The 22,649-nt window shown below is 45.8% G+C and carries 19 protein-coding genes; 13 read left to right on the top strand and 6 right to left on the bottom strand.

Annotation, left to right across the window (positions count from 1 at the left end; all coding sequences use genetic code 11):
- Nucleotides 1-3 precede the first annotated feature (3 nt).
- Nucleotides 4-1,203 carry a hypothetical protein gene (locus tag QUA44_RS23720; protein WP_333254915.1) on the bottom strand — a complete coding sequence of 400 codons (1,200 nt, stop codon included), beginning with the start codon at nucleotides 1,201-1,203 and terminating at the stop codon, nucleotides 4-6.
- Between the two features lie 215 nt (nucleotides 1,204-1,418).
- Here QUA44_RS23720 and QUA44_RS23725 point away from each other — a divergent pair, with 215 nt between their 5' ends.
- From QUA44_RS23725 to QUA44_RS23735, 3 genes are all read left to right on the top strand, one after another.
- Nucleotides 1,419-2,828 (top strand): NB-ARC domain-containing protein, encoded by a 1,410-nt coding sequence (locus QUA44_RS23725; RefSeq protein ID WP_333254916.1) that lies wholly within the window; start codon nucleotides 1,419-1,421, stop codon nucleotides 2,826-2,828.
- The gene (gene xth / locus QUA44_RS23730) at nucleotides 2,825-3,610 is read left to right on the top strand and encodes an exodeoxyribonuclease III (protein WP_333254918.1); all 786 of its coding nucleotides are present in this window, start codon (nucleotides 2,825-2,827) and stop codon (nucleotides 3,608-3,610) included. The genes QUA44_RS23725 and xth overlap by 4 nt, the downstream gene beginning before the upstream one ends.
- A gap of 171 nt (nucleotides 3,611-3,781) precedes the next feature.
- Nucleotides 3,782-4,657, top strand: coding sequence for an SDR family oxidoreductase (locus QUA44_RS23735; RefSeq protein WP_333254919.1), 876 nt, complete (start codon nucleotides 3,782-3,784; stop codon nucleotides 4,655-4,657).
- Between the two features lie 166 nt (nucleotides 4,658-4,823).
- Here QUA44_RS23735 and QUA44_RS23740 read toward each other — a convergent pair whose 3' ends face one another.
- Together QUA44_RS23740 and QUA44_RS23745 are read right to left on the bottom strand one after the other, a co-directional pair.
- Nucleotides 4,824-5,945 carry an EAL domain-containing protein gene (locus QUA44_RS23740; protein WP_333254921.1) on the bottom strand — a complete coding sequence of 374 codons (1,122 nt, stop codon included), beginning with the start codon at nucleotides 5,943-5,945 and terminating at the stop codon, nucleotides 4,824-4,826.
- A 289-nt stretch (nucleotides 5,946-6,234) separates the two neighbouring features.
- Nucleotides 6,235-6,390: a hypothetical protein gene (locus QUA44_RS23745; RefSeq protein ID WP_333254923.1), complete on the bottom strand. Its 156-nt coding sequence runs from the start codon at nucleotides 6,388-6,390 to the stop codon at nucleotides 6,235-6,237.
- Nucleotides 6,391-7,163: 773 nt separating this feature from the next.
- On the opposite strand from QUA44_RS23745, the gene QUA44_RS23750 reads away from it, so the two are divergent.
- Nucleotides 7,164-7,385, top strand: coding sequence for a hypothetical protein (locus QUA44_RS23750; RefSeq protein ID WP_333254925.1), 222 nt, complete (start codon nucleotides 7,164-7,166; stop codon nucleotides 7,383-7,385).
- A gap of 141 nt (nucleotides 7,386-7,526) precedes the next feature.
- Nucleotides 7,527-11,120: a methionine synthase gene (gene metH / locus QUA44_RS23755; protein WP_333254927.1), complete on the top strand. Its 3,594-nt coding sequence runs from the start codon at nucleotides 7,527-7,529 to the stop codon at nucleotides 11,118-11,120.
- Between the two features lie 139 nt (nucleotides 11,121-11,259).
- On the opposite strand, the gene QUA44_RS23760 is transcribed toward metH, so the two are convergent.
- Together QUA44_RS23760 and QUA44_RS23765 are read right to left on the bottom strand one after the other, a co-directional pair.
- On the bottom strand, nucleotides 11,260-11,883 hold the full coding sequence (locus QUA44_RS23760; protein WP_333254928.1) for a hypothetical protein: 624 nt from the start codon (nucleotides 11,881-11,883) through the stop codon (nucleotides 11,260-11,262).
- A gap of 269 nt (nucleotides 11,884-12,152) precedes the next feature.
- Nucleotides 12,153-12,479: a YbjQ family protein gene (locus tag QUA44_RS23765; RefSeq protein WP_172184303.1), complete on the bottom strand. Its 327-nt coding sequence runs from the start codon at nucleotides 12,477-12,479 to the stop codon at nucleotides 12,153-12,155.
- A gap of 150 nt (nucleotides 12,480-12,629) precedes the next feature.
- Here QUA44_RS23765 and QUA44_RS23770 point away from each other — a divergent pair, with 150 nt between their 5' ends.
- The 7 genes from QUA44_RS23770 (at nucleotide 12,630) to QUA44_RS23800 (ending at nucleotide 21,112) form a co-directional block, all read left to right on the top strand.
- The gene (locus tag QUA44_RS23770) at nucleotides 12,630-13,730 is read left to right on the top strand and encodes a tetratricopeptide repeat protein (protein WP_333254930.1); all 1,101 of its coding nucleotides are present in this window, start codon (nucleotides 12,630-12,632) and stop codon (nucleotides 13,728-13,730) included.
- Between the two features lie 547 nt (nucleotides 13,731-14,277).
- Nucleotides 14,278-15,975 carry a beta-carotene ketolase CrtO gene (gene crtO / locus QUA44_RS23775; protein ID WP_333254932.1) on the top strand — a complete coding sequence of 566 codons (1,698 nt, stop codon included), beginning with the start codon at nucleotides 14,278-14,280 and terminating at the stop codon, nucleotides 15,973-15,975.
- Nucleotides 15,976-16,397: 422 nt separating this feature from the next.
- On the top strand, nucleotides 16,398-16,565 hold the full coding sequence (locus QUA44_RS23780; RefSeq protein WP_333254934.1) for a hypothetical protein: 168 nt from the start codon (nucleotides 16,398-16,400) through the stop codon (nucleotides 16,563-16,565).
- Nucleotides 16,566-16,567: 2 nt separating this feature from the next.
- Nucleotides 16,568-17,668 carry a saccharopine dehydrogenase NADP-binding domain-containing protein gene (locus tag QUA44_RS23785; RefSeq protein ID WP_333254936.1) on the top strand — a complete coding sequence of 367 codons (1,101 nt, stop codon included), beginning with the start codon at nucleotides 16,568-16,570 and terminating at the stop codon, nucleotides 17,666-17,668.
- Nucleotides 17,669-18,058: 390 nt separating this feature from the next.
- Nucleotides 18,059-18,409: a hypothetical protein gene (locus tag QUA44_RS23790; RefSeq protein ID WP_333254940.1), complete on the top strand. Its 351-nt coding sequence runs from the start codon at nucleotides 18,059-18,061 to the stop codon at nucleotides 18,407-18,409.
- A 292-nt stretch (nucleotides 18,410-18,701) separates the two neighbouring features.
- Nucleotides 18,702-19,223, top strand: coding sequence for a hypothetical protein (locus QUA44_RS23795; RefSeq protein WP_333254941.1), 522 nt, complete (start codon nucleotides 18,702-18,704; stop codon nucleotides 19,221-19,223).
- A 563-nt stretch (nucleotides 19,224-19,786) separates the two neighbouring features.
- Nucleotides 19,787-21,112, top strand: coding sequence for a hypothetical protein (locus QUA44_RS23800; protein ID WP_445243693.1), 1,326 nt, complete (start codon nucleotides 19,787-19,789; stop codon nucleotides 21,110-21,112).
- A gap of 306 nt (nucleotides 21,113-21,418) precedes the next feature.
- On the opposite strand, the gene QUA44_RS23805 is transcribed toward QUA44_RS23800, so the two are convergent.
- On the bottom strand, nucleotides 21,419-21,739 hold the full coding sequence (locus tag QUA44_RS23805) for a hypothetical protein (protein ID WP_333039230.1): 321 nt from the start codon (nucleotides 21,737-21,739) through the stop codon (nucleotides 21,419-21,421).
- A gap of 112 nt (nucleotides 21,740-21,851) precedes the next feature.
- Between QUA44_RS23805 and QUA44_RS23810 the strand changes: the two genes are divergently transcribed.
- Entirely contained in the window at nucleotides 21,852-22,640 is a 789-nt protein-coding gene (locus QUA44_RS23810) for an ion channel (protein WP_333254946.1), read from the top strand.
- Nucleotides 22,641-22,649: the final 9 nt, after the last annotated feature.

The raw sequence follows: 22,649 nt of genomic DNA on the forward strand, positions 1-22,649 counted from the left end.
TAATTAATCACCCAAAGACACGTTTAGCTCCCAGTTTTTATCCTCCATCTCTTGATATGAATATGTCAAATCGCCTCGCCTACCGATCTGAATTGTGTAAAACTCTGCTTTTCTTATACCATTCACTTCGATAGAAAATTGGCAGTGGTTATCAGATATTATTTTACCTATGCCTAACTCTCCAGTCGCAATAGTTTCTCCTTTATGATCTTTTACTAGCACCTGCCTACCACTTTTAATATCCCCGTAACCTCCTTTTCCATTACAAAACTGACCCACTCCACCGAAGAAGTCATCCTTGAGTGTTAGTGAGCCTTTAATATTGTGATTGAAACCAAAAAAAGGTATTCCTTTAAAGGTTAGAGTTGCTAAGACAATAACTCCTACTACAATCAAACGTTTTTGACGATCGGGATTTTCATTAAGATAATTTTGGCCGATGTCTAACAATTCTTTAAATTTTCGTTCTCTAAGCAAATCAATAATCGGATTCAATAGATCAGTCAAATTGGAAAATTTATCTGTTGATAATTTTTTGGAATCTGAACTAACCTCTGCCTTTAGCTCAAACTCTCGATTCCACACCGGGAAATCTTCACCCACCTGCTGCCCGTAAACCTTCACAGAAGCGATCGCCCCCGCCTTCAAATTCGTCAACTCCCTGCGGACAATCCTGATAGAAGCCTCCTCATCAGGAACCCGATCGCCCTCCAGCATCACCTGTAAACAACCATCTTGCAAACTCGCAGTCGCACTAATCCCCTTATTCTGTAACGGAAGATTTAACAGAGATGCGATCGCCTCCACATCCCCAAGCTTAGCCCGTTCCTTAAAACTAAGCTGATTTGACTCCGTATTTTCACTAGAACTTGCCCGCCCCTCTGTAAAATCCGTAACAGGCAACTTTAGCCCCGCCACTTCAAACTCTTGACTCCACGCCGGCACCTTCGCCCCCGTCTGTCGCCCGTAAACCTTGACTTTCTCAATCGATGCAGCCCCCAAACCAGCGATCGACTTACTCACCCACGGGGCCAAAACTTGCTGACTAGGCGCTTCTGCAGATTCCAGCATCACCTGTAAACAACCATCCTTAAGGGAAGCTGCGGCGGTGATGCCCTTGGCTTGTAGCTGGCGGTTCAGCAGAAGCGCGATCGCCTTTGCATCTCCCTGTTTCGCGAGTTCCAGAATATTCGGTTGTGTCATAACAGGTAGATACAACTAGCGCTGAGCCTAATATTTTCTGCTTTAAGTATAAATTATTTCCTAATTGCCAAAAATTTTCAAGCCATAAAAAGTCATATTTAGTAGTTTTTTCCATCCCAACTAGGTCATAAAAAGTCACATTTAGTTAGTTGCTACGAAAAAAGTCATATTTAGTTAGGTTACAATCAGGTCAACCCCTTGCATATGAGTGACTGATGGACGTTGAAGAAGCCTTAAAATTTACAGACCATCTAGCTTTAACTACTACAGGAAAACACTTAGATAGTCTGCAAAAAGCTATACTGCGCGGCGCTTGGGACAATCAAAAATATAAGGAAATTGCACAGGAACACCACCGTTCAGAAAAATATGTTAAAGAAGTAGGCTTCAAATTGTGGAAAATTATCTCAAGTGCATTAGATGATCAGCAATTATGTAAAGCCAATTTTAGAGCTAAACTGGAAAATTTACAAGCTTCTAATATTGTCTCACTCGTCGGGAATGGCTGCATCCATATTGGCAACATCTCCGCTGAAAATGTGCACTCCCCAGAAGTCTCACAACCTGAACCGCAAGACAAAGATAAATTTAACGAAAAAACCAGCAATTCCGAACCTAAAGTACATTTAGACTTAGGCGACGCACCAGAACCCAACCTATTCTATAACCGCACATCCGAACTCACCACCCTCAAAGAGTGGATTTTGGAAAACCACACCCGCCTCATCGCCATTTTAGGCTTATCCGGTATTGGCAAAACCGCCCTTACACTCCAACTAATCCCACAAATTCAACACGAATTCGATCGCATAATCTGGCGAAGTCTCCGCAACGCGCCACTCCTCGCACCACTCCAAACCGACTTAATTAAATTCTGTAGGGGCGGTGCCACCGTGCCCGCCCCCTATCCCGAAGAAAGGGCAACCACAGGGGGATTGCCCCTACTAGAATATTTACGATCGCACCGCTGTCTCATCATCCTCGATGATATCCAAACCATCTTCAGCAGCCAACAACTCGCAGGAAACTACCAACCAGGCTATGAAAATTACGGCACATTCTTCAAACAAATAACAGAATCATCCCACAACAGTTGCCTAATCCTCCTGAGTTGGGAAAAACCCAGAGAAATAGCCGCCTTAGAAGGCGAAAACCGCCCCTGTAAATCGCTGCAACTCAACGGTTTAGGCCCGGAAGCACAAGAAATATTCAGAGAAAAAGGTTTAGCAGAACCGGAGAAATGGTCAGAACTAATCGACCTTTACCGAGGCAATCCCTTATGGTTAAATATAGTTGCCACTATGATTCAAGACTTATTCGGCGGTAGCGTTTCCGAATTCCTCTCCTATGATACCCTATTCTTAGGTGACTTAGAATCACTATTGGAGCAGCAGTGCGATCGCCTAACCGCATCCGAACAACAAGTTATCTCTTGGCTAGCAAGTGCGATCGAACCAGCCGACATCTCAAAAATACCAGAAAACCTGCAACTATCACCGCCAGAACTCTTGAAAGTCATGCAATCTTTAGGACGACGGTCATTAGTTGAAACAGTAAAACAAAACGGGCGATCGCACTTTACGATCGGGCCAATAATCAGAGAGTATATAACAAGCAAAAAATGAAAATCGCCACCTGGAACGTCAACTCAATCCGCACCCGCCTAGAACACCTTACTAGCTGGTTGCAAACAAACTCCCCAGACGTTCTTTGCCTCCAAGAAACCAAAGTTACAGACAAAGACTTCCCCCTAGAACCCTTCATCAACCTCGGCTACAACTGCTACATTTCAGGTCAAAAATCCTACAACGGCGTCGCCATTCTCAGCCGATCGCCCCTAACGCAAATCAGCACCGGATTTGCCCCCCTTCTCGGCGACGAAACCACAGGTATTTTTGACGAACAAAAACGCCTAATAGCCGGGGTTATAGACGATATTTGCATTATTTGCGTATACGTTCCCAACGGTTCCGAAGTTGGCAGCGAGAAATATGAGTACAAGCTAAACTGGCTCAAATTGCTGCAAGAATACCTCAAAATAGCACTAGACAACTCGCCCAACCTGTGCATTTGCGGCGACTTCAACATCGTCCCGGACGATCGAGATATTCACAATCCCAAAGCCAATGCTAACTCCGTCGGCCTATCAGTAGCCGAGCGCCTCGCACTAACAGAAATAATAGAATTAGGATTAAACGACCCCTTTCGCAAATTCACCACAGAAGGAGGTCATTATAGCTGGTGGGACTACCGCGCCGCAGCATTTCCCCGCAACAACGGCTGGAGAATCGACCACCATTATCTCAGCCCTCCCCTGTACGAACAAGCAAAAAACTGTACAATAGACATTGCTCCCAGAAAATTAATCAAACCCAGCGACCACGCCCCCGTAATTGTCGAAATTTGATTTATAAGTTATAAGGTTAATAACAATTCACATCTTGCCCCATTCTCCATAAGCCTTGGATGGGCGGGCAGGATGCCCACTCCAGAAGAAAATTCACTCTTTGTGGAACAGGCATCTTGCCTGTTCTTGAGAAAGGTGCAAGATGTAAGTAACAACCAACAACTAAAAATCATGTTCTTAGTAACCGGAGCAACAGGCGCACTAGGCCGCCGAATTGTACGAGAAATCAGACAGCAAGACAAGCCTGTCCGCGCATTTGTTCGCCTCGCTTCTCGCTACTCAGAACTAGAAAACAGAGGCGCCGAGATTTTTATCGGCGACTTGAAACAAGACAAAGATATTAAAAAAGCCTGCCAAGGAGTGCAGTACATCATCAGCACCCACGGCACCGGCGGCGACGTTCAAGCAGTACACTACCGCGCTAACATAGAACTAATCGACTGCGCCAAAGAAGCCGGAGTGCAGCACTTTGTCTTTCTTTCGGTACTGGGAGTCGATCGCGGATACGAAGATTCCGCAGTATTCAAAGCCAAGCGAGAAGTTGAAAAATACCTGCAAAACAGCGGCTTGAATTATACAATCTTGCGGCCTGCCGGTTTTGCTTCCAGCTTGTTACCACTAGCAGAAAGATTTCGAGAAACCGGACTTTACCTGCTGATTGGCGATGGTAAAAACCGCACATCTGTTGTCAGTACCGACGACTTAGCAAAGATTGCCGCAGACTCGCCAACAGTCGAAGGCGCCCGCAACCAAATTTTAGCAGTTGGCGGCCAGGATGTGCTGACAAGGGATGACATTCCCCGCATTTTTGGACGCTTATTCAATCGCGAACCGATGGTAATCAACCCGCCGCTGATGGTGTTTGACGGTTTGAGAAATGCCTTGGGTTTATTGAATCCTCAAGCTCAAAAAGACTTAGGAACTTTGCGGGTATTGCTGGGTAACGAGTATTTCTGCACTCCCGAAGAAGTGCAAAACTTGGAATCAATCTACGGCATGAGAATGGAATCCTTAGAAAGCTTTCTGCGGCGCAATTTGAGCGTTTAAAATGCTAGTTCTTCTCGTTACCAGGCATAGCCTGGTAATGAATATCCGGAGGCTATGCCTCCAAATAGTTGTCTCATTTTAATGGAGGCTCTTCCTCCCGATATGCGTCTCCAGCCTCTGCCGGGGTACGAGCAAAAGGTAGCGCCAAATCGCAACTGGAAACCTTTTAAGCAGAAATAGGTAGTGGTTTAGCACCAATATAGCTGGTAACGGCGATCGGCGGAGAAGTGGGCTTAGCAATCAAATAACCTTGGACCAAAGTTGCTCCCCGTTCTCGCACCCACTCAAACTCCTCCAAAGTTTCCACACCTTCAGCAACAGTTTTAATTTCTAATTGAGCGGCAATTTCTAACATCTTTTCCGTAATGAGTGCCTTATAATAATCTTGATGGACGTTGCGAATCAATTGCATATCCAACTTAATAAAATCTGGACGCAGTTGGTGCATCAAATTTAAATTAGAAGAACCGCTGCCGAAATCGTCCAGGGCAATTAAAAATCCAGCTTCTCGGTAAAACCTCAGAATATTAATCAAGTGATCGATATCAGGAGGGTGCTGAGATTCGGCTACTTCAAAAACAATATTGCTGTGAGGAATTCCCGCTTCATCAATAGCCTGTACTGTTCTTCGCAGGCACGTAGCGGGATCGTAAACTGAAGTTGGAGAAAAATTAATAAAAAGTAATTCTTTGAGATCGTACACATGGGCTTCGTAGATAGCGCGAGTCCTGGCTAAAACATCTAGTTGAAAAATTAGGCCTGCTGATTCTGCTTGGGCAAAAATCCGACCCGGATAAATTAAGTTTCCTTGCTCGTCAATTCCTCGGAGCAGCGCTTCGTGGGCAAAAATTTTAGAAGTATCTGAGGTATAAACAATGGGCTGAAAATGTGTAGTAATGCGTTCTTCGGACAATAAATCTAACAGCCAATCAGAGTTACTCAAATTAATAAAAGAGTCTAATGTAGTGCTGCGATAAAAATCGCTAAGTTTTGGCTGTTCAACTTCGGGCATCCACAAAACTTTTGTCTCTTTCAACTCTTGAGTTGTCAGCACCGATGATGCTAGGGTGCTAAAATTTTCTCTCGCTATTCCCTCAAGGATAACGTATAAACACTTGCTCTCTTCTAAAAGCTGGAATTCAAGTTTAGCCTTCGCCAGTGCAGAAATAAATTTGTTCAGCGTGTGCGATACTGGAAACCACAGGTATAGACCTCCGCTGCCCTCTATTTTTGCGGGTACTGTTTCGCAGCGAGAGCAGGAGCCGAAGGCTTTGCCACTGATTTGCATTGGAATATCCTCCGGTTTTAGGGTTGATTTTAGAAACGCTAACAATTAACTTCTATTATAATATAAGCTAATTCACCTATTAATTCATCTATCTCAAGATGTAAATCTTAATAAAGTTATAATATTTAAGAATTATTTCATTATTTATACTTGCCTCCGGTTTCAAACCTTGGTCAAAGTTCTCAGCATTGAGCAAGTACCTGTGATTAAACACTGTTCCAAATCATCACAGAGGGAGAAGGCAAAGACTTGTTGGCTACTCTCTACTGCTGCTGTGATTCTTTACACCTTATTCTCTAATTCCCTCTGCCAAAACAGTCGCTACAGTTGATTTTTTTAGCAAAGGCAAATTAACACGCCCGTGAAGCGCAGCTATCCCGTAGGGAATCGCCCGATCCATTAATTTATCCCAACCACAAATATATACAGCCGGACGATCGCCCAAAACAAACTCACTTGCTCGGGAATATCCAATTTAATTTTATAATCGGGATGACAGGATTTGAATTAAGCTTTCTCACTTATTTTACCAGAAGGAATTGGCTTTAAACCAATTCTTTCTGGTAATTCTAGAGAAAAACGTCATCAAGAATGATTTAATTACTTTTGCTGAAGCGATAGCATAAGTAGAGCAAGAATACTTTGATGGACGTACAAAACGTCGTCAGCAGCGCTCTTAGAACCCACATTTTCCATATTTTTAAACAGAATTTATAACCATCAATCATGTTTAAAGACCTGCGAAATTTGGGATACTAAAATTATAAAAAATAGGCACAGAATTTTTGTCTAAAGTGAATGTATGAAAACCCTTAGTCATCCAGAACTGCGGGATGTGGGTGTTAGGATGAATCGAATCTTACCAATTAAACATTTTCAAACACCATCAACCAAGGCAGCAAAACATAGCATTTAGAGTCGGCAATGCCCACCCTATACTTTGACTAATGTAATGTGAATCTGGCAATGTTCAACACTAACCTTGCCGCCGTAAACACTCTCAAAAAGTTATGAGGAACAACCAATGGGATATAAGCGAATACGGTTTACTTAAGAGGGCGGGTTTTGCCTTGATACAGTCGATTATTTCATAAATTCGCTCGCCCAAGCCGCCCCTACCGCAATATGGTTAACTTAAGAAATTCGTCAAAAAGCCTTAAGTAAACCGTATTGGGATATAAGCGAATACCGTCCATTCGTAGAATAAACACTCAAACAATGGCAAGTGCCAGGGGTAGCGATCGCGATCGTACTTATCAGCATAACTACGAGACAGCCGAGAATCCGATCGCCCCTAACATCACTCGTTTAATTATTTCGATCGCATTTTCGCCAAATTCCTCAACAGTTAAGCGAAAAAAACCCTCGCTACTGGCCCGTTTTCCCCCCCGCAGCATCGCCCGCAGCCAAATTTTGACAATAATCCAGGGCGATCGGTAAAATTACAGGTGCGATCGAACTATTGTCAGCAGCATTAAATCCTTCCGTCATCAGTCGTTCCCCAACATACGCATAACTGTTGAGAATATTGCACAATAGATAAAATTGTAAATATATAGCACATACGTCTTTTTACCGCTGATGAATAGCAGATTCCTCGATCGACTCCACCACCCCTCGCGCCCCATCATCGTCTTCGACGGCGCAATGGGAACCAACCTGCAAGTCCAAAACCTCACCGCAGAAGACTTCGGCGGCAAAGAATACGAAGGCTGTAACGAATATCTCGTGCACACCAAACCGGAAGCCGTCGCCATCGTGCACAGGGGATTCCTCGAAGCAGGGGCCGATGTCATCGAAACAGACACCTTCGGCGCTGCTTCCATCGTTCTCGCCGAGTACGATTTAGCAGACAAAGCCTATTATCTCAACAAAGTTGCCGCCGAACTCGCCAAGGGTATCGCGGCCGAATTTGACACGCCAGAAAAGCCGAGATTTGTCGCAGGATCGATCGGCCCAGGCACCAAATTGCCAACATTAGGACACATTGATTTTGACACACTCACCGCCGCTTTTGCCGAACAAGCAGAAGGACTTTATGACGGTGGCGTTGACTTATTTCTTGTCGAAACTTGTCAAGATGTGCTGCAAATTAAATCAGCATTAAATGCGATTGAAGAAGTATTTAAGAAAAAAGGTGCGCGGATTCCGTTAATGGTATCCATCACAATGGAAGCTACCGGCACAATGTTAGTCGGTTCCGACATCAGCGCCGCTTTAGCTATTTTGCAGCCATATCCCATAGATATTTTAGGATTAAACTGCGCCACCGGGCCCGATCGCATGGCCGAACACGTCAAATACCTGTCCGAACATTCACCCTTCGTGGTTTCCTGCATTCCCAACGCTGGTTTACCCGAAAACATTGGCGGCCACGCGCACTACAAACTCACGCCAATAGAATTAAAAATGGCCTTGATGCGCTTCGTCGAAGACTTAGGCGTGCAAGTCATCGGCGGCTGCTGCGGAACCCGCTACGATCACATCCAACAACTATCAGAAATCGGCGCAACTCTGACACCAAAAATTCGTGAAATTACTTGGGAACCATCCGCATCCTCAATTTATAGTGCTCAACCCTATGAACAAGAAAACTCATTCTTAATTGTCGGCGAAAAACTCAACGCCAGCGGTTCTAAAAAATGCCGCGATTTGCTGAATGCCGAAGACTGGGACGGTTTAGTAGCAATGGCTAGGGAACAAGTGCGAGAAGGCGCGCACATTCTTGATGTCAACGTTGATTATGTCGGGCGCGACGGCGTGCGCGATATGAAAGAGTTAGTTTCCCGCGTTGTGACTAATGCAACTCTGCCTTTAATGTTGGATTCCACTGAGTGGGAAAAGATGGAAGCTGGCTTGAAAGTTGCAGGCGGCAAATGTTTGCTTAATTCCACTAACTATGAAGATGGAGAACCGCGTTTTTATCAAGTTTTGGATTTGGCGAAAAAATACGGCGCGGCGATTGTGATCGGGACGATTGATGAAGAGGGGATGGCGCGTACTGCTGACCAAAAATTTGCGATCGCCCAACGCGCCTATAACGCCGCCGTCGCCTACGGAATTCCACCCTCAGAAATCTTTTTTGACACCCTGGCTTTGCCAATTTCCACGGGGATTGAAGAAGACAGAAAAAACGGCAAAGCTACTATCGATTCGATCCGCCGCATTCGCCAAGAATTGCCTGGTTGTCACGTAATTTTAGGAGTTTCTAACATTTCCTTCGGTTTGAATCCGGCGGCGCGGCAAGTTCTCAATTCCATGTTTTTGCACGAAGCGATGCAAGCGGGGATGGATTCGGCAATTATCAGCGCCAACAAGATTTTGCCGATCGCCAAAATCGACCCCAAACACCAAGAAATCTGCCGTAAACTGATCTACGACGAACGGGAGTTTGACGGCGATATTTGCGTTTATGACCCCTTGGGCGACCTGACAACGGTGTTTGCTGGCAAAACTACCAAGCGCGATCGGACAGAAGACGCAAACCTCCCGGTCGAAGAACGCCTCAAGCAGCACATCATCGACGGCGAACGAATTGGACTCGACATCCAACTCGCCAAAGCCTTAGAAACCTATCCGCCCCTACAAATTATCAATACCTTCTTGCTAGACGGGATGAAAGTAGTAGGAGAATTGTTCGGTTCGGGACAAATGCAGCTACCGTTTGTATTGCAGTCAGCAGAAACTATGAAAGCGGCCGTTGCCTATTTAGAACCGTACATGGAAAAGTCAGAATCCGGGGATAATGCCAAAGGCACATTCCTGATCGCGACTGTTAAAGGCGACGTTCACGACATCGGCAAAAACTTGGTTGATATTATCCTATCAAACAACGGCTACCGAGTGATTAACTTGGGAATTAAACAGTCGGTTGACAACATCATCGAAGCCTACGAAAAGCACAAAGCAGATTGTATTGCGATGAGTGGTTTGCTGGTAAAATCAACCGCATTCATGAAGGAAAATCTGGAAGCATTCAACCAGAAAGGAATAACCGTTCCCGTAATCTTGGGCGGCGCAGCTTTGACTCCCAAGTTTGTGCATGAAGATTGCCAAAATACTTATAAAGGTAAAGTTGTTTACGGCAAAGATGCGTTTTCAGACTTGCACTTTATGGAGAAACTCATGCCAGCCAAATCTGCTGGTAACTGGGAAGATTTGCAAGGATTTTTAGATGAAGTAGGGCAAGAAAATAAGGCGGTGAAAGCAGCTAAAATTTCGGCAGAAACTGCTGTAGAAGATGCTGAAAAAGCAGACATTCCGGTGGTGATTGATACCAAGCGTTCCGAAGCGGTTGCTGCAGATATCGATCGCCCAAATCCTCCTTTCTGGGGAACAAAACTGTTGCAGGGAGAAGACATCCCCTTTGAGGAGATTTTCTGGCACTTAGATTTGCAAGCATTAGTGGCGGGACAGTGGCAGTTCCGCAAGCCAAAAGACCAATCGCGGGAAGAATACGATGCTTTCTTAGCTGAGAAAGTTTATCCCATATTGGAAGAGTGGAAAGACAAAATCATCACTGAAAAGTTACTGCATCCGCAAGCAATTTACGGATATTTTCCCTGTCAATCTGAAGGCAATTCTTTGCACTTGTACAACCCGGAAATTATGAATGGCGGGCAAGATGCCCACCCCACAAAAGAAAGTGGCACAGGCATCTTGCCTGTGAATGCAACACCCGCAGCGACATTAACATTTCCCCGGCAAAAATCGGCGCGCCGGCTGTGCATTGCCGACTTTTTCGCGCCGAAAGAATCGGGTAAAATCGATGTATTTCCGATGCAAGTGGCGACGGTGGGAGAAGTTGCTACAGAGTACGCGCAAAAGCTATTTGCTAACAATCAATATACCGATTATCTCTACTTTCACGGATTGGCGGTACAGACAGCGGAAGCAGTGGCAGAATGGACTCACGCACGGATTCGGCGCGAATTGGGCTTTGGTAGCGAGGAACCGGACAATATTCGGGATATGCTAGCGCAGAGATATCGCGGTTCGCGGTACAGTTTCGGCTATCCTGCTTGTCCGAATATGGCGGATCAGTACAAGCAACTGGAATTGCTAAAGTGCGATCGTATAAACTTGCACATGGATGAAAGCGAACAGCTTTATCCAGAACAATCTACTACGGCAATTATCACCTATCACCCAGCGGCTAAATACTTCACCGCTTAATTTGTAGGGTGCGTGCGGAGTACCATTAGTGTCAACTTCTATTCGTTCCCAGGTTCTACCTGGGAACGAGAAAAATGCCTGATGTCCAATGCCCAATACCCAATGCCCAATGCCCAATGCCCAATGCCCAAACTCCATCTTACGAGTAATTCCGGGGAGTGCGCGCGCCGGCAGATGCTCCTACCATCGAAGCAACTAAACCCAATAGCGAGCCGAACAAGAACGACCAACCAGCTTTCGCAGCATTACCAGCAATATTGCGAGTATCCTGAGCAGTTACGTTAGGCGCTTGGTTCGGCAAATCGACCCCGCCCTGCTGCGCTTGATTAATTGCTTCTCCCGCATTGGCAGCGATGACACCAAAAGTACCGGCTACGCCATTTGCTAACAGCCAAGAGCCAATTGTTAAGGTAGTTGCCCACAAAATTGCTCCGTTCAAAAGCGCTGTGTTGCGGTTCATCGGGCCGCAAGCGCGAGCAGTTACCCAACCGCCAACGGCTAAGCTAATTAACAAACTGATAATTGACCAAATTCCGACGCCGGCACCCACGTCCCCTGAAATAGTGCGCGGAGCTCCTGAATTAGCAATGTTGCTCAACCCGATCGCAGCGCCCAATGCACTTAACACCAGTTGTGTGCCGATCGCAATTACCAAACCAGAAAAAATCGGGCCCCAACGTACTCGATCATGGTATTCCATCACTGAATTTACCACCACGGGTTCGGTACCAACGTTATCCACAGGTCTATTTACGTATGACATAGGTTTTTTTTTCCTCTGAGAGTTGCTTTAATTTTTAACAATCTTTCACCTAAGCATTGATTGTGGCTGAGATTGATAAAAACTATATCTGCCTGGGGAAATAACCAGTCTCTATGTCTGAAGAAAGAAACGAAAAAGTCATCAGCCCTCAGCCAGTCGCTATTAGCTAATGACTGATGACTGATGACTGATGACTCAGGACTATTTTATCCAGTTAGAAAAGTTCCCGGATGTATACAGGAAATGCGGACGTATACAGAAAATACAGCTTAACGCAATCTTACAGCCGTTCCAACGGCAGTAATCAGCAGCAAAGCCCCGCTCGAGTCTACATTAATCGTGCCGGTGTCAACTTCCACCCCGATTACGGCATTGGCGCCGAGGCGCTGGGCTCGTTTTTCCAGTTCCGCGAGGGCATCTCGCTGTCCTTTGAGAAACACTTCCTCGTAACTGCCGGTGCGCCCGCCGATGATGTCGCGAATGCCCGCGAAGAAATCTCGCAGGGCGTTGGTGCCGTAGACAACCTCAGCAGTTACTATTCCCAGGTAAGATTGAATTTCTGCTCCTTGGATGATATCAGTTGTTGTTACAATCATCAGTTGGCCTCAATCGCGAAAATTTTGAGTGGGTCTTGTTCTGTAGATTTACTACATCTCGCCGCTCAAAGATTCCTGGTAAACCATAAGTTGTCAGCTTGGCAAGCTGACAGCAACTCGCTCTTTCATTCCACACACTCTTTGAAACAAATGGCCGTGCACAAACAAAGTCTCTTGGTATTCAGTACGTTGCTAGTAGCGGGATTCGCTGTCGCAGCGCCGCAGATAGCGCTCTCAGCAGAAACATCGGTTCAAGTCAACCCTCAAAATAATTCAAATTTAGATGCTCTGCTGCGACAAGGGCGCGAGTTCGTAGATTTAGGAGACTACAGTAAGGCGATCACCATTTATCAGGAAGCGGCACGTTTAGATACGGAAAACCCCCGCATTTTTTCTGGTATTGGCTATTTAGAAGCGCGTCAAGGTAACTATCAAGCCTCAGTGGAATTTTACCAACAAGCGATCGGTCTGGAACCGAACAATGCTGACTTCCAATACGCATTAGGATATGCTATGGCGAATTTGCAAAACTATCCCGCAGCAGCCACAGCTTACCGCCGCGCCGCTGCGCTCGATCGCAAAAATGTCAATGCCCGGATCGGTCTCGGAGTGGTACTCTTTCAGCAAAAAGATTACGTCGGTTCTTTTAAAGCATACCAAGAGGCGATCGCCCTCGATCCGAAAAGTTGGCAAGCTTATTCTTCAATGGGTTTAGTATTGATCCAGCAGGGAAGTTTTGCCAGTGCTGTCACCGTACTCCAACAAGCAGCCGAACTCGCTCCCAAACAAGCAGGTGTCCAGTTAAAATTAGGCACTGCTTTGCTGCGTGCGGGCTATACTTCCGAAGGGCTAGTAGCTTTTGAAGAAGCTGCCAAATTGGAGCCCAGGAACCCAGAAGTGCAGCTAGAAATTGGCGAACTTCTCCAGACTCAAAACGACTTCGACGGAGCGCTTATAGCTTATCAGCGGGCTATTGAGGTGCGACCTAATTTAGTGGAAGCACACGCAGGAATTGGGGAAATTCAACTGGAAAAACAAGATTTTTTAGGAGCAATTACCACTTTTCGGCGAGTGATTAAGCTTGATCCAAACCGGGCAGAAGCTTATTACAATATGGGTAAGGCACTCAAAGCGCGCGATCGCAAATCGGAAGCAATTGAAGCTTTTAAACAAGCCATTGATACTTACCGTCAGCAAGGCAACAATGATGGTGTACAAAAAGCTGAGGCGGCGCTCCAGCAACTAAAGTAATATCTCTCAATGTACTAATAGGTAATTGGCTAGCAGTTTTGAGTGTGGAGTAAGTAATTTTCCTAGGACTTAACTCCTTCCACTCGCCGTGTTGCAAGGAAAAAAGCAATCTCAAAACTGTTTCTATTCCCTATTCCCTATGCTCCCTTTCCTGTTGCTTCTTCCTTCTTACTTCCTTTGCTTAAGTTTTTAAGTGAATGCAGATAAAAATGGCTAAATAGAGTAGAATATTGGCGCGATTTGAGAACGGCGGTCACTTATTGACAGTTGACAGTTGACTGTTGACCTTTACCTGGAAGGAAGAGGATTGAAGTAATGAATAGTCTTCTTTTAATTTATCCCTAAAAGGGAGAGGCTTTAAACCAATTCTTTCTGGTAAAGTTAAGAAGAAATAAGGGCGATCGCACAACAGTAGTTTGTCAAAGCTCCATCTTTTGTAATATGCTAGAACAGCTTACTGACAATGAATCTATTTCTATTGGTAGAGACAGCAAACTTGTTGACATTTGTAAAATAAGCAAAATATCCTCTCCCTAGAACTTCATCTATGCAAACGTATGACGTGATTATCATAGGCGCAGGTCACAACGGACTCGTCTGTGCATCTTATCTGCTGAAAGCTGGATATACTGTCCTCTTGTTAGAAAAACGTTCAGTTCCCGGCGGCGCGGCAACTACCGAAGCTGCCATTCCCGAATTGCCGGATTTTAAATTCAATCTTTGCGCGATAGACCATGAATTTATCCATTTAGGGCCAGTTGTAGAAGAATTAGAACTGGAAAAACACGGTTTAGAATATCTTTTCTGCGATCCAGTTGCCTTTTGTCCGCATCCCGACGGCAAATATTTCTTAGCGCACAAATCTGTAGAAAAAACTTGTGCAGAAATTGCCCGCTACAACGAGCGCGATGCTAAAAAATATGCCGAATATACAGACTTTTGGCAGCGGGCTTTAGGTGCAATGGTTCCGATGTTTAATGCGCCACCAAAATCCATCATAGATATTCTGGGCAACTACGATATTTCAAAGATCAAAGATTTATTGTCAGTCATCGGTTCCCCCGACAAAACGCTGGACTTTATTCGCACGATGCTCACCAGCGCTGAGGACATTCTCAATGAGTGGTTTGACGAGGAATTTATCAAAGCACCCCTCGCAAGATTAGCATCAGAACTGGGCGCGCCTCCTTCGCAAAAAACCCTGGCTGTAGGCGCAATTATGCTGGCAATGAGGCACAATCCCGGCATGGCAAGACCGCGCGGAGGGACGGGTGCATTAGTGCAAGCGCTGCTTAATGTGGTGAAAAAATACTCGGGTGTCGTACTTACCGACCAGCACGTCGAAAAAATATTAGTTGATAACGGTCGCGCAGTAGGAGTTCGAGTTGCCGGTGGTACGGAATACCGCGCTACAAAAGGTGTCATTTCTAATATTGATGCTAAGCGCTTGTTTCTGCATTTAATGGATGACAGCGATGTCGATGCTGCTGACCCGAATTTGCGGGAAAGATTGGAGCGAAAAATTGTTAATAATAACGAGACTATTCTCAAAATAGACTTAGCTCTCAATGAAATACCAAAGTTCGATCGCTGGAACCATCGAGACGAGTATTTAATGGGTTCTGTGTTGATTGCCGACTCGGTGAAACACGTTGAAATTGCTCACAGCGAGCCTTCAATCGGCAAAATTCCCGACTCCGATCCATCGATGTATGTGGTGTTTCCGACGGTAAGAGACCCGTCAATGGCTCCCCCAGGACACCATACGGCTTGGATTGAATTTTTTGCTCCTTACCAGATCGAAAATGCTGAAGGAACAGGCCAGCACGGTACGGGTTGGACGGATGATCTCAAAAACAAAGTTGCCGATCGCTGCATCGATAAATTAGCAGAATACGCGCCGAATATCAAGAAGTCAATAATCGGCCGCCGGGTCGAAAGTCCAGCAGAATTGGGAGAGCGTTTGGGGGCTTTGAAGGGGAATTATTACCATGTTGACATGACGCTGGATCAGATGATATTTTTCCGTCCTTTGCCCGAGTTGGCGAATTACAAAACGCCGATCGAGGGTTTGTATCTCACGGGGGCGGGAACGCATCCGGGTGGCTCGATTTCCGGGATGCCGGGACGCAATACCGCTCGCGTTTTTATGCACTCCCAGCAGCCTTTCGCCCAGACTTTAGCAGATGCGGCTAATTCTCTGAAATCTACGGCTAAATCGGTATTTCGGAGTAATGAGAAGTAAGATTTTTAGCAACCGCAGATGAACGCAGATAAACGCAGATGGGAGCGTTATCTGCGTTTGTTTGTATTGATTTATCAGTCTGTGAGTGCGAGAATTTTTTCTGGTTGATTCCCTGTGAAGGGAAAACGATTTGCGATCGCCCTCAATACCCTTTCTAAATCTGTGCATCTTTCGCGCTCGGTGGCGGTGGTTCGCGTTCCATCAAATCAGTTAAAATATTGTAAGCTGTTGTGCATTTAAATTGTATTTTGAGGGCGGGCAGGATGCCCACTCCACAAGAGTGAAAATTTCTTTTACCATGCAATTTAAAGGCGGATTAGCTTATATTTAGAGGAAATATTCCCTCGATCAAATCCTCAATATTAGAGGAACGGGTTAACGCTGAAGGCATTTTTGAACTTAGTATCGCAGCCAAACCTTTAATGAAAGCAGAACGGCAAGTCGCTGGTAGAAGTCGCTTCCCCTCTCTGGATCAGGGCGATCGCCGCCGATCCCCCTGCATCTCGCATTCTCCTCAATTCATACTTTATGCGGATGAAAACGCCGGCCCCAAGTTGAGAAAATGGGAAATGGCGTTACCCTTTTTTTAGCGATGGCAAACCGAGTTTTGATTGTCGGGGGCCGAGGACGAATTGGCAGCAGTGTTGCCCAAGACCTTGTTACCCATACCGACGCAGAAATTACTCTTACTGGGCGCAACCCTGAAGGCTCTATTGGGCCGGGATTGCCGCCGGATAGGGTGCACTATCAAGCTTTAGATTTAGCAGACAGTGCTGCCCTGCAAAAAGCTGTTTCATCCTCTAACCTGGTGGTTCACTGTGCCGGGCCATTTCACTACCGAGACGCCAGCGTGCTGAAAAATTGCATCGAGGCAGGTGTTAATTATACTGATGTTAGCGACAGCCGCAGTTTTACTCGCAGAGCTTTAGAATTGCGTGAAACTGCTAAAAATGCTGGGATTACTGCTATTATTAATACGGGCATTTTCCCCGGTGTTTCTAACAGCATGGTGCGCCGAGATGTGGAACAATTAGATGAAGCAGAACACATCCATTTGAGTTATGTAGTCGGAGGTTCTGGCGGGGCTGGCGTTACCGTCATGAGAACTACTTTTTTAGGTTTGCAAACCCCTTTTGAGGTTTGGGCCGATCGCAAGTGGCAGCAAGTAAAACCCTACAGCGATCGCGAAACGATAGAATTTCCCGAACCCTACGGCAAAACAGGGGTTTACTGGTTCGATATGCCGGAAGCAATTACTTTGCCCGAAACTTTCCCAGTAAAAAAAGTTGTGACTAAATTCGGTACGTCTCCCGACCTTTACAATCACCTTACCTGGTTTGTTGCTAAGTATTGGCCTGCTAGCTGGCTAAAAAATAACTCCGTGATTGAATTTCTCTCCTACGTCAGTTATGGGATGACCAGTGTTACTAATAGTTTTAGTGGGGTTGGTGTGGCAGTGCGATCGCAAGTGACCGGTCTCAAAAACGGTCAACCGGCTAAAGTTTGCTCGACAGCGGTACACCCAAATGCTGCCGTCGCTACTGGCATTGGTACTGGCAGCATCGCTCAATTAATGTTAGAAGGTAAACTGGAAAAACCGGGGATTTGGTCGGTAGAACAAGCTCTTTCTACTGAGCTATTTGAACGAGCTATGCAGAACAGAAACCTAGACATAGAGCAGGTTGTTTTGTAGTCACTTAGGTTATTTATAGCACTTTAAAATGTTGGGTAATGGGATTTTTGCCCGAACTGCTAAGACGCGAAAGACGCGCCGCAAGAGAAGAGTCAGGGGCTTCGTAATTGATGATGGGAAAACCCCGAGATAGGGTTCCTCGCAGGAATTGCGATCGCCCCTCATAGGAGATGAGTTCCGCTTGTCTAACTAATCTATCTTTTGGTAGAAGTAATAGTAACAAGCAGGCGCTTAAGATATGGGATGTCACGGGAAACATCCCTTTTGGCTCGCTCTAGATGCGGTAGCTGCGACAAAGATTGCGCTTGAAACAAGGTTGTCAATGTGCGATCGCAGTGAAGAAGCGACAAACACCATAATTTTTGCGGAAAAATACGAGGAGAAGTTGATATGAAGCGGGTTTTAAAAGCTCTAGGACAAAGATTGAGCCAAAGCATTTTGCTGGTCTGTACCCTGGCTTTCATTGGTCTGCTAAGTCTAGCGGTAGTACCCAGTCAGGCTGCTTACGCAGGTCAAGACAGGAGTCAAGCGCAGCCAGAAGCTAAAATTACTGACCCCGCAGAAAGTTTCGAGGATCTCAATCCCCAAGCAGCTTACGAAGAAATAGTCAAAACCTCTCAAAATCCTGCAAAGGTTGAGAAAGCTTACGACGAAAGCTTAAAGGAGTACAAGGGAGAACACGCACAAGAAGGCATAGTTCAAAAAGCTGAAGAGTTGATCGAAAAGGTCACGGGCAACTAATAAATCAATCAAGAGATTTATATCTAACTCAAGTTGCTGGTAAATACACAGCTTCCGTGAGTACACAATTGATCCGAGATCAGAACTCACTTGAACATAATGATCTAGGGTGCGCCTCGGCGCACCTTATCGTTTGAGAGTAGCGTATAAAACTACTTTGTGAGTGGAGAAGTATTTTCTCATTTCCCTCGTTTTTAAGCTAGCAGCTTCATCCTTAAGGCAGATGAATAGATATGAATTTCAAAGGTAAATTTAACTAAGAGTTACAGTTAGATAAAAGGAAAAAAATATCATGAGCGATGACAAAAAAACGGTACATGAACCTGATGCTAACCTCGACCCGCTGTCGGGGGAAACAGGGGCTCATCCAGTGGGAACGGGTATTGGTGCGGCGAGTGCCGGTGCTGCGGGTGCTGCGATCGGCGGTGCCATCGGCGGGCCTGTAGGAGCAGTTGTCGGCGCTGTTGTGGGTGCGTTTAGTGGCGGTTTGGCGGGGAAAGGTGTGGCCGAGGCGATCGACCCCACGGTAGAAGATGCTTACTGGCAAAGCAACTACAATTCCCGTCCTTACGCTGACACGAGCGCGACTTACGACGACTATCAGCCTGCATACCGCACCGGTTATGAGGGATACAGCCGCTATGGCGGTAGTGGTAAGAAATTCGACGAGATCGAACCCGATTTGCAGCGTGACTACGAAACAAATCGCGGTAAGTCTAATGTGAAGTGGGAAAAAGCCAAGCACGCCACGCGCGACGCTTGGGATCGGGTGGAACGCGCTGTTCCTGGCGACATCGACAAAGACGGCCGCTAAGGGCTGATCGCAAGTATTTTTCAGTCTAGGACGCACATAAACTCGATCGTTCCGGGTTTTTTACCCTGGTTCGGGAATGCCGCCAAGTGTTGTGATAAAAAAATCCGGTTGGTGCGTCTTGGACTGTTGTTGATAGGTGGCACAGTTTTTAACGCGAGTTTAGCGAAGTTTTTGGGGATTTTGAGCCCCTCTCTACATCCGAGAGGGGCATTTTTAGGTTAAGTTGAAATCGCATTTTTCAACAAGATTTTTTTTTCACAGGAGTGCGAGCATCTTGCTCGCTACAGAGGTATAGGCTTTGCTGTGCGGGACGTTCACACTCCTAAAAAACGCTTTTTACACTCATCGGGATGCTCCGGTTTAAAATTGGCATTTTTTTTTGACTATAAGCCTTAAAATTAAACTAATTCAGGACTGAGGCATCGATCGCATATTTCAGTCCTTATTCGCGATGCGCTTTCTTCAATCGCAGCCGGAGCGTGAAAGCGTCGGTTGTGTTAAGTCCGATAATTGTTAAAAATCCCAAACCGTATCATCTAAAATTGGTATAAATTGTGAATGAAATGTTGGAAACAGCTTGGACACTCAAGCAAAATTTAATTGACTTTGTGCTGGATGCTGAGGGAGAGTTGGCGGTAGCTTTGGAAGCTTATGCTGCAGCTCGATCGACTGGTGAGCGCTACGACATTGCTCAGCAAAATCAAGTGATTGACAGTTTTACCATCGAAGGTAAAGTCGGAGAGAAAACGCCGATCGACCTATTTGCGGAAAGTCAGCCGGATTTAACCGAGAGTGATCGCAGCTTGCTAGAAAGTTGGGGGCACAGAAGCTTCACTGGCTTATTTGAAATCACTCAGCTTTCCCCCGACAGGTTTGAACTGATGAACTGGCTGACGGCAAAGCACTACATTGTCAAACCCAATAGTCCTAATTTTCTTGCAGAAATGTCTCGCTTTAAGTTAGGAGAAATCTTGCGGGCTCGGATTGCTCCCCTCACCGATGACTGGTGGATACTCTCGGGCCCTCCGATACCGATGGGGAAATTGGGCAAGCCGAAGTTGGCGGTGGCGATCGGCAATTTTAAGCAACATCACAAAAAGAACCTGTACAGCGATGCCCCGGAATTGTTAGAGCAAGCTTGGCAGTCGGTAGAACACTACCATGAAGATTTTACCGAATTTTTTGGCAGTGAGGAAGTAACGCTATCGGGATATCACCTGAATAAACAGTTGGCTGAATTTCAGGAATTCATCACTAAAAAACGCCTAGCTGATATCGGCGTTGATGGAAGTAAATCTCTGGCGGATATCGTTGAAGATGCCGGAGTCGATCGAGAAGAAGTCAAAGCAGCAGCAATCGCGGCGGCAGGTACCGATGCTAAGGCAGTTGAGGTAATGCTCGACAGCAATGCTAATTCAAAAATGGTAATGCCGAAAGTTGAATTGCCCGATCGCTTCAAGAAAGCCGAACAGGTGACAGCACTTTCTCATCCTCGCTGGGGACAAACCTTTTTGTCTACTTACGCTCAATTTACTGCGCTGCTAGCAGCCGAAGACTTTTCAACCGTTCCCGGTTACGAAAAGCTGGTGCGTAACTATCTAGAAGATCCTGCAATTAATGTCTGGATTTGGCAACAGTTAGCTAAAGTTAATCCAGCGAAATTAGAACAAATTTTGCAAACTGTATTGGAACGTACAGACTTTCAGATCGATCGCGATTTAGATGCCCTGCTGCAAGAGTTTAAAAAACCCTTAGAACCCGAACTCCCGGAAATTGCCAGCGTTCCCCAGCACCTGCACAACTTATTTCAGGAAGCTTTAGGCGAAGTTAATAAGTCAAAGTCCAAACCGCAGGAGAAAAAGAAAAGCTCTAAAGGCTTTAAATCCTAACTAGGTGACAACTCCACACGCTGACTGGAAGCCAGTACAGCGTGGGCTTCGCCAACGGATACTCGATGAGATGGCCGCAGCCCAGGGACAACAGAAACAGAGTGGCAATTTCAAGCATGAGTGCGATCGACCCTAGCCATTTTGGGCGCGTTAATCTGCATCCCTCAGATAATAAACCATTAAACAAGCTCACAGCTAGCTGTGAGCTTATTGCCCGGTTATAACTCAAATAGCTTTGCAGTCAGGACTTTAGTTTTTCTTCACCGCGATCGAAAGAACTGAAGTCCTCACTACAAACACCTTTTGTTAATCTTCAACTCGTCGGACAGCCATGCGTTGCAGCGGCAGGCTGAGTATGCTAGAAGCAGTCAACAAGTAAGAAAGAACCGTAGTCAGCTTCAAACTGAGCAATAACCAGCTATCCTCTGGTAGGTGAAGTTTCAGCCCGAAAAAAGAGATGCAGTACACTATCCAGTAAGTAAAGCTCATCTTGATTAGGATTTCTTCGCTCAAAGTGCGATCGTCCGTTGGCTGCGAGTTGCGATTATCACCCAGCAGGACTAGACCCGCAATAGAAGCCACAAAAGAAACCATAACGAGATAGTCATGCCAGTTAAGCTCAACCATTTCTAAACTCCGCTTTTATCCGAATTTTTGGAATCAAACATCAGTCTAAAGGATAAGTTTTCCCGCTCAAAGCAATAGTTACAAATTGAAACAGCCGGAGTTACAAATCGCAATGAAAATTCACCGCAACCGCCAGGAACAGGCACGTTTAGTCAGCCGCCAAGGACAATTTCCCTTAAATATTGTCAAGTTGGGAGTACCTCGCCTGCATTTTGCCGACCTCTACCACAGGCTGCTAACTCTTTCTTGGCCGCGATTTTTCATGCTGATTTTTATTTCGTATACAGTCACAAATTCTTTATTTGCCTTAGCTTACTTGGCGGGAGGAGATTGCATTGCTAACGCACGGCCGGGTTCTTTCCAAGATGCCTTTTATTTCAGCGTACAAACAATGGCGACGATCGGCTACGGCGCTATGTATCCGCGCACGGATTACGCTAATACTATAGTCGCGATCCAAGCGCTTTTTGGTTTGTGGGGAGTCGCGATGGTGACGGGACTGGCTTTTTCGAGATTTTCTCGACCAACAGCTAGAGTGATCTTCAGCCGCGTAGCTGTGATCGTTCCTTTCAACGGCGTTCCGACTCTGATGTACCGCACGGCAAATCAGCGTTTCAACCAAATTTTAGAAGCGCAGCAGCGAGCTACTTTGATCCGCGACGAGGTAACACCGGAAGGAGAATTTATGCGGCGTTTTTACGATTTGCAATTGGTGCGGAGTCACTCTCCGATTTTTGCCTTAACTTGGACGGTTATGCACGCAATTGACGATAGCAGTCCTTTGTACCAACTTACTGCTAAAGACTTGATGGAGCAACAAGCGGAAATTGTAATTACCAAAAAATTGGGTCTAAAGCCCCGTCCTTCTAGGACGGCTTTAATTTCCACTTATTGCAAATAATTGTTAAAT

Origin of the sequence: Microcoleus sp. N9_A2, from assembly GCF_036701775.1 — a bacterium.
GTDB lineage: Bacteria > Cyanobacteriota > Cyanobacteriia > Cyanobacteriales > Microcoleaceae > Microcoleus.

Excerpts from the sequence above, each read along its gene's own strand:
- QUA44_RS23720 (WP_333254915.1), bottom strand. The coding sequence starts at position 1,203 with ATGACACAACCGAATATTCTGGAACTCGCGAAACAGGGAGATGCAAAG.
- QUA44_RS23725 (WP_333254916.1), top strand. The coding sequence starts at position 1,419 with ATGGACGTTGAAGAAGCCTTAAAATTTACAGACCATCTAGCTTTAACT.
- xth (WP_333254918.1), top strand. The coding sequence starts at position 2,825 with ATGAAAATCGCCACCTGGAACGTCAACTCAATCCGCACCCGCCTAGAA.
- QUA44_RS23735 (WP_333254919.1), top strand. The coding sequence starts at position 3,782 with ATGTTCTTAGTAACCGGAGCAACAGGCGCACTAGGCCGCCGAATTGTA.
- QUA44_RS23740 (WP_333254921.1), bottom strand. The coding sequence starts at position 5,945 with ATGCAAATCAGTGGCAAAGCCTTCGGCTCCTGCTCTCGCTGCGAAACA.
- QUA44_RS23750 (WP_333254925.1), top strand. The coding sequence starts at position 7,164 with ATGGCAAGTGCCAGGGGTAGCGATCGCGATCGTACTTATCAGCATAAC.
- metH (WP_333254927.1), top strand. The coding sequence starts at position 7,527 with ATGAATAGCAGATTCCTCGATCGACTCCACCACCCCTCGCGCCCCATC.
- QUA44_RS23760 (WP_333254928.1), bottom strand. The coding sequence starts at position 11,883 with ATGTCATACGTAAATAGACCTGTGGATAACGTTGGTACCGAACCCGTG.
- QUA44_RS23765 (WP_172184303.1), bottom strand. The coding sequence starts at position 12,479 with ATGATTGTAACAACAACTGATATCATCCAAGGAGCAGAAATTCAATCT.
- QUA44_RS23770 (WP_333254930.1), top strand. The coding sequence starts at position 12,630 with ATGGCCGTGCACAAACAAAGTCTCTTGGTATTCAGTACGTTGCTAGTA.
- crtO (WP_333254932.1), top strand. The coding sequence starts at position 14,278 with ATGCAAACGTATGACGTGATTATCATAGGCGCAGGTCACAACGGACTC.
- QUA44_RS23780 (WP_333254934.1), top strand. The coding sequence starts at position 16,398 with ATGAAAGCAGAACGGCAAGTCGCTGGTAGAAGTCGCTTCCCCTCTCTG.
- QUA44_RS23785 (WP_333254936.1), top strand. The coding sequence starts at position 16,568 with ATGGCAAACCGAGTTTTGATTGTCGGGGGCCGAGGACGAATTGGCAGC.
- QUA44_RS23790 (WP_333254940.1), top strand. The coding sequence starts at position 18,059 with ATGAAGCGGGTTTTAAAAGCTCTAGGACAAAGATTGAGCCAAAGCATT.
- QUA44_RS23795 (WP_333254941.1), top strand. The coding sequence starts at position 18,702 with ATGAGCGATGACAAAAAAACGGTACATGAACCTGATGCTAACCTCGAC.
- QUA44_RS23800 (WP_445243693.1), top strand. The coding sequence starts at position 19,787 with ATGTTGGAAACAGCTTGGACACTCAAGCAAAATTTAATTGACTTTGTG.
- QUA44_RS23805 (WP_333039230.1), bottom strand. The coding sequence starts at position 21,739 with ATGGTTGAGCTTAACTGGCATGACTATCTCGTTATGGTTTCTTTTGTG.
- QUA44_RS23810 (WP_333254946.1), top strand. The coding sequence starts at position 21,852 with ATGAAAATTCACCGCAACCGCCAGGAACAGGCACGTTTAGTCAGCCGC.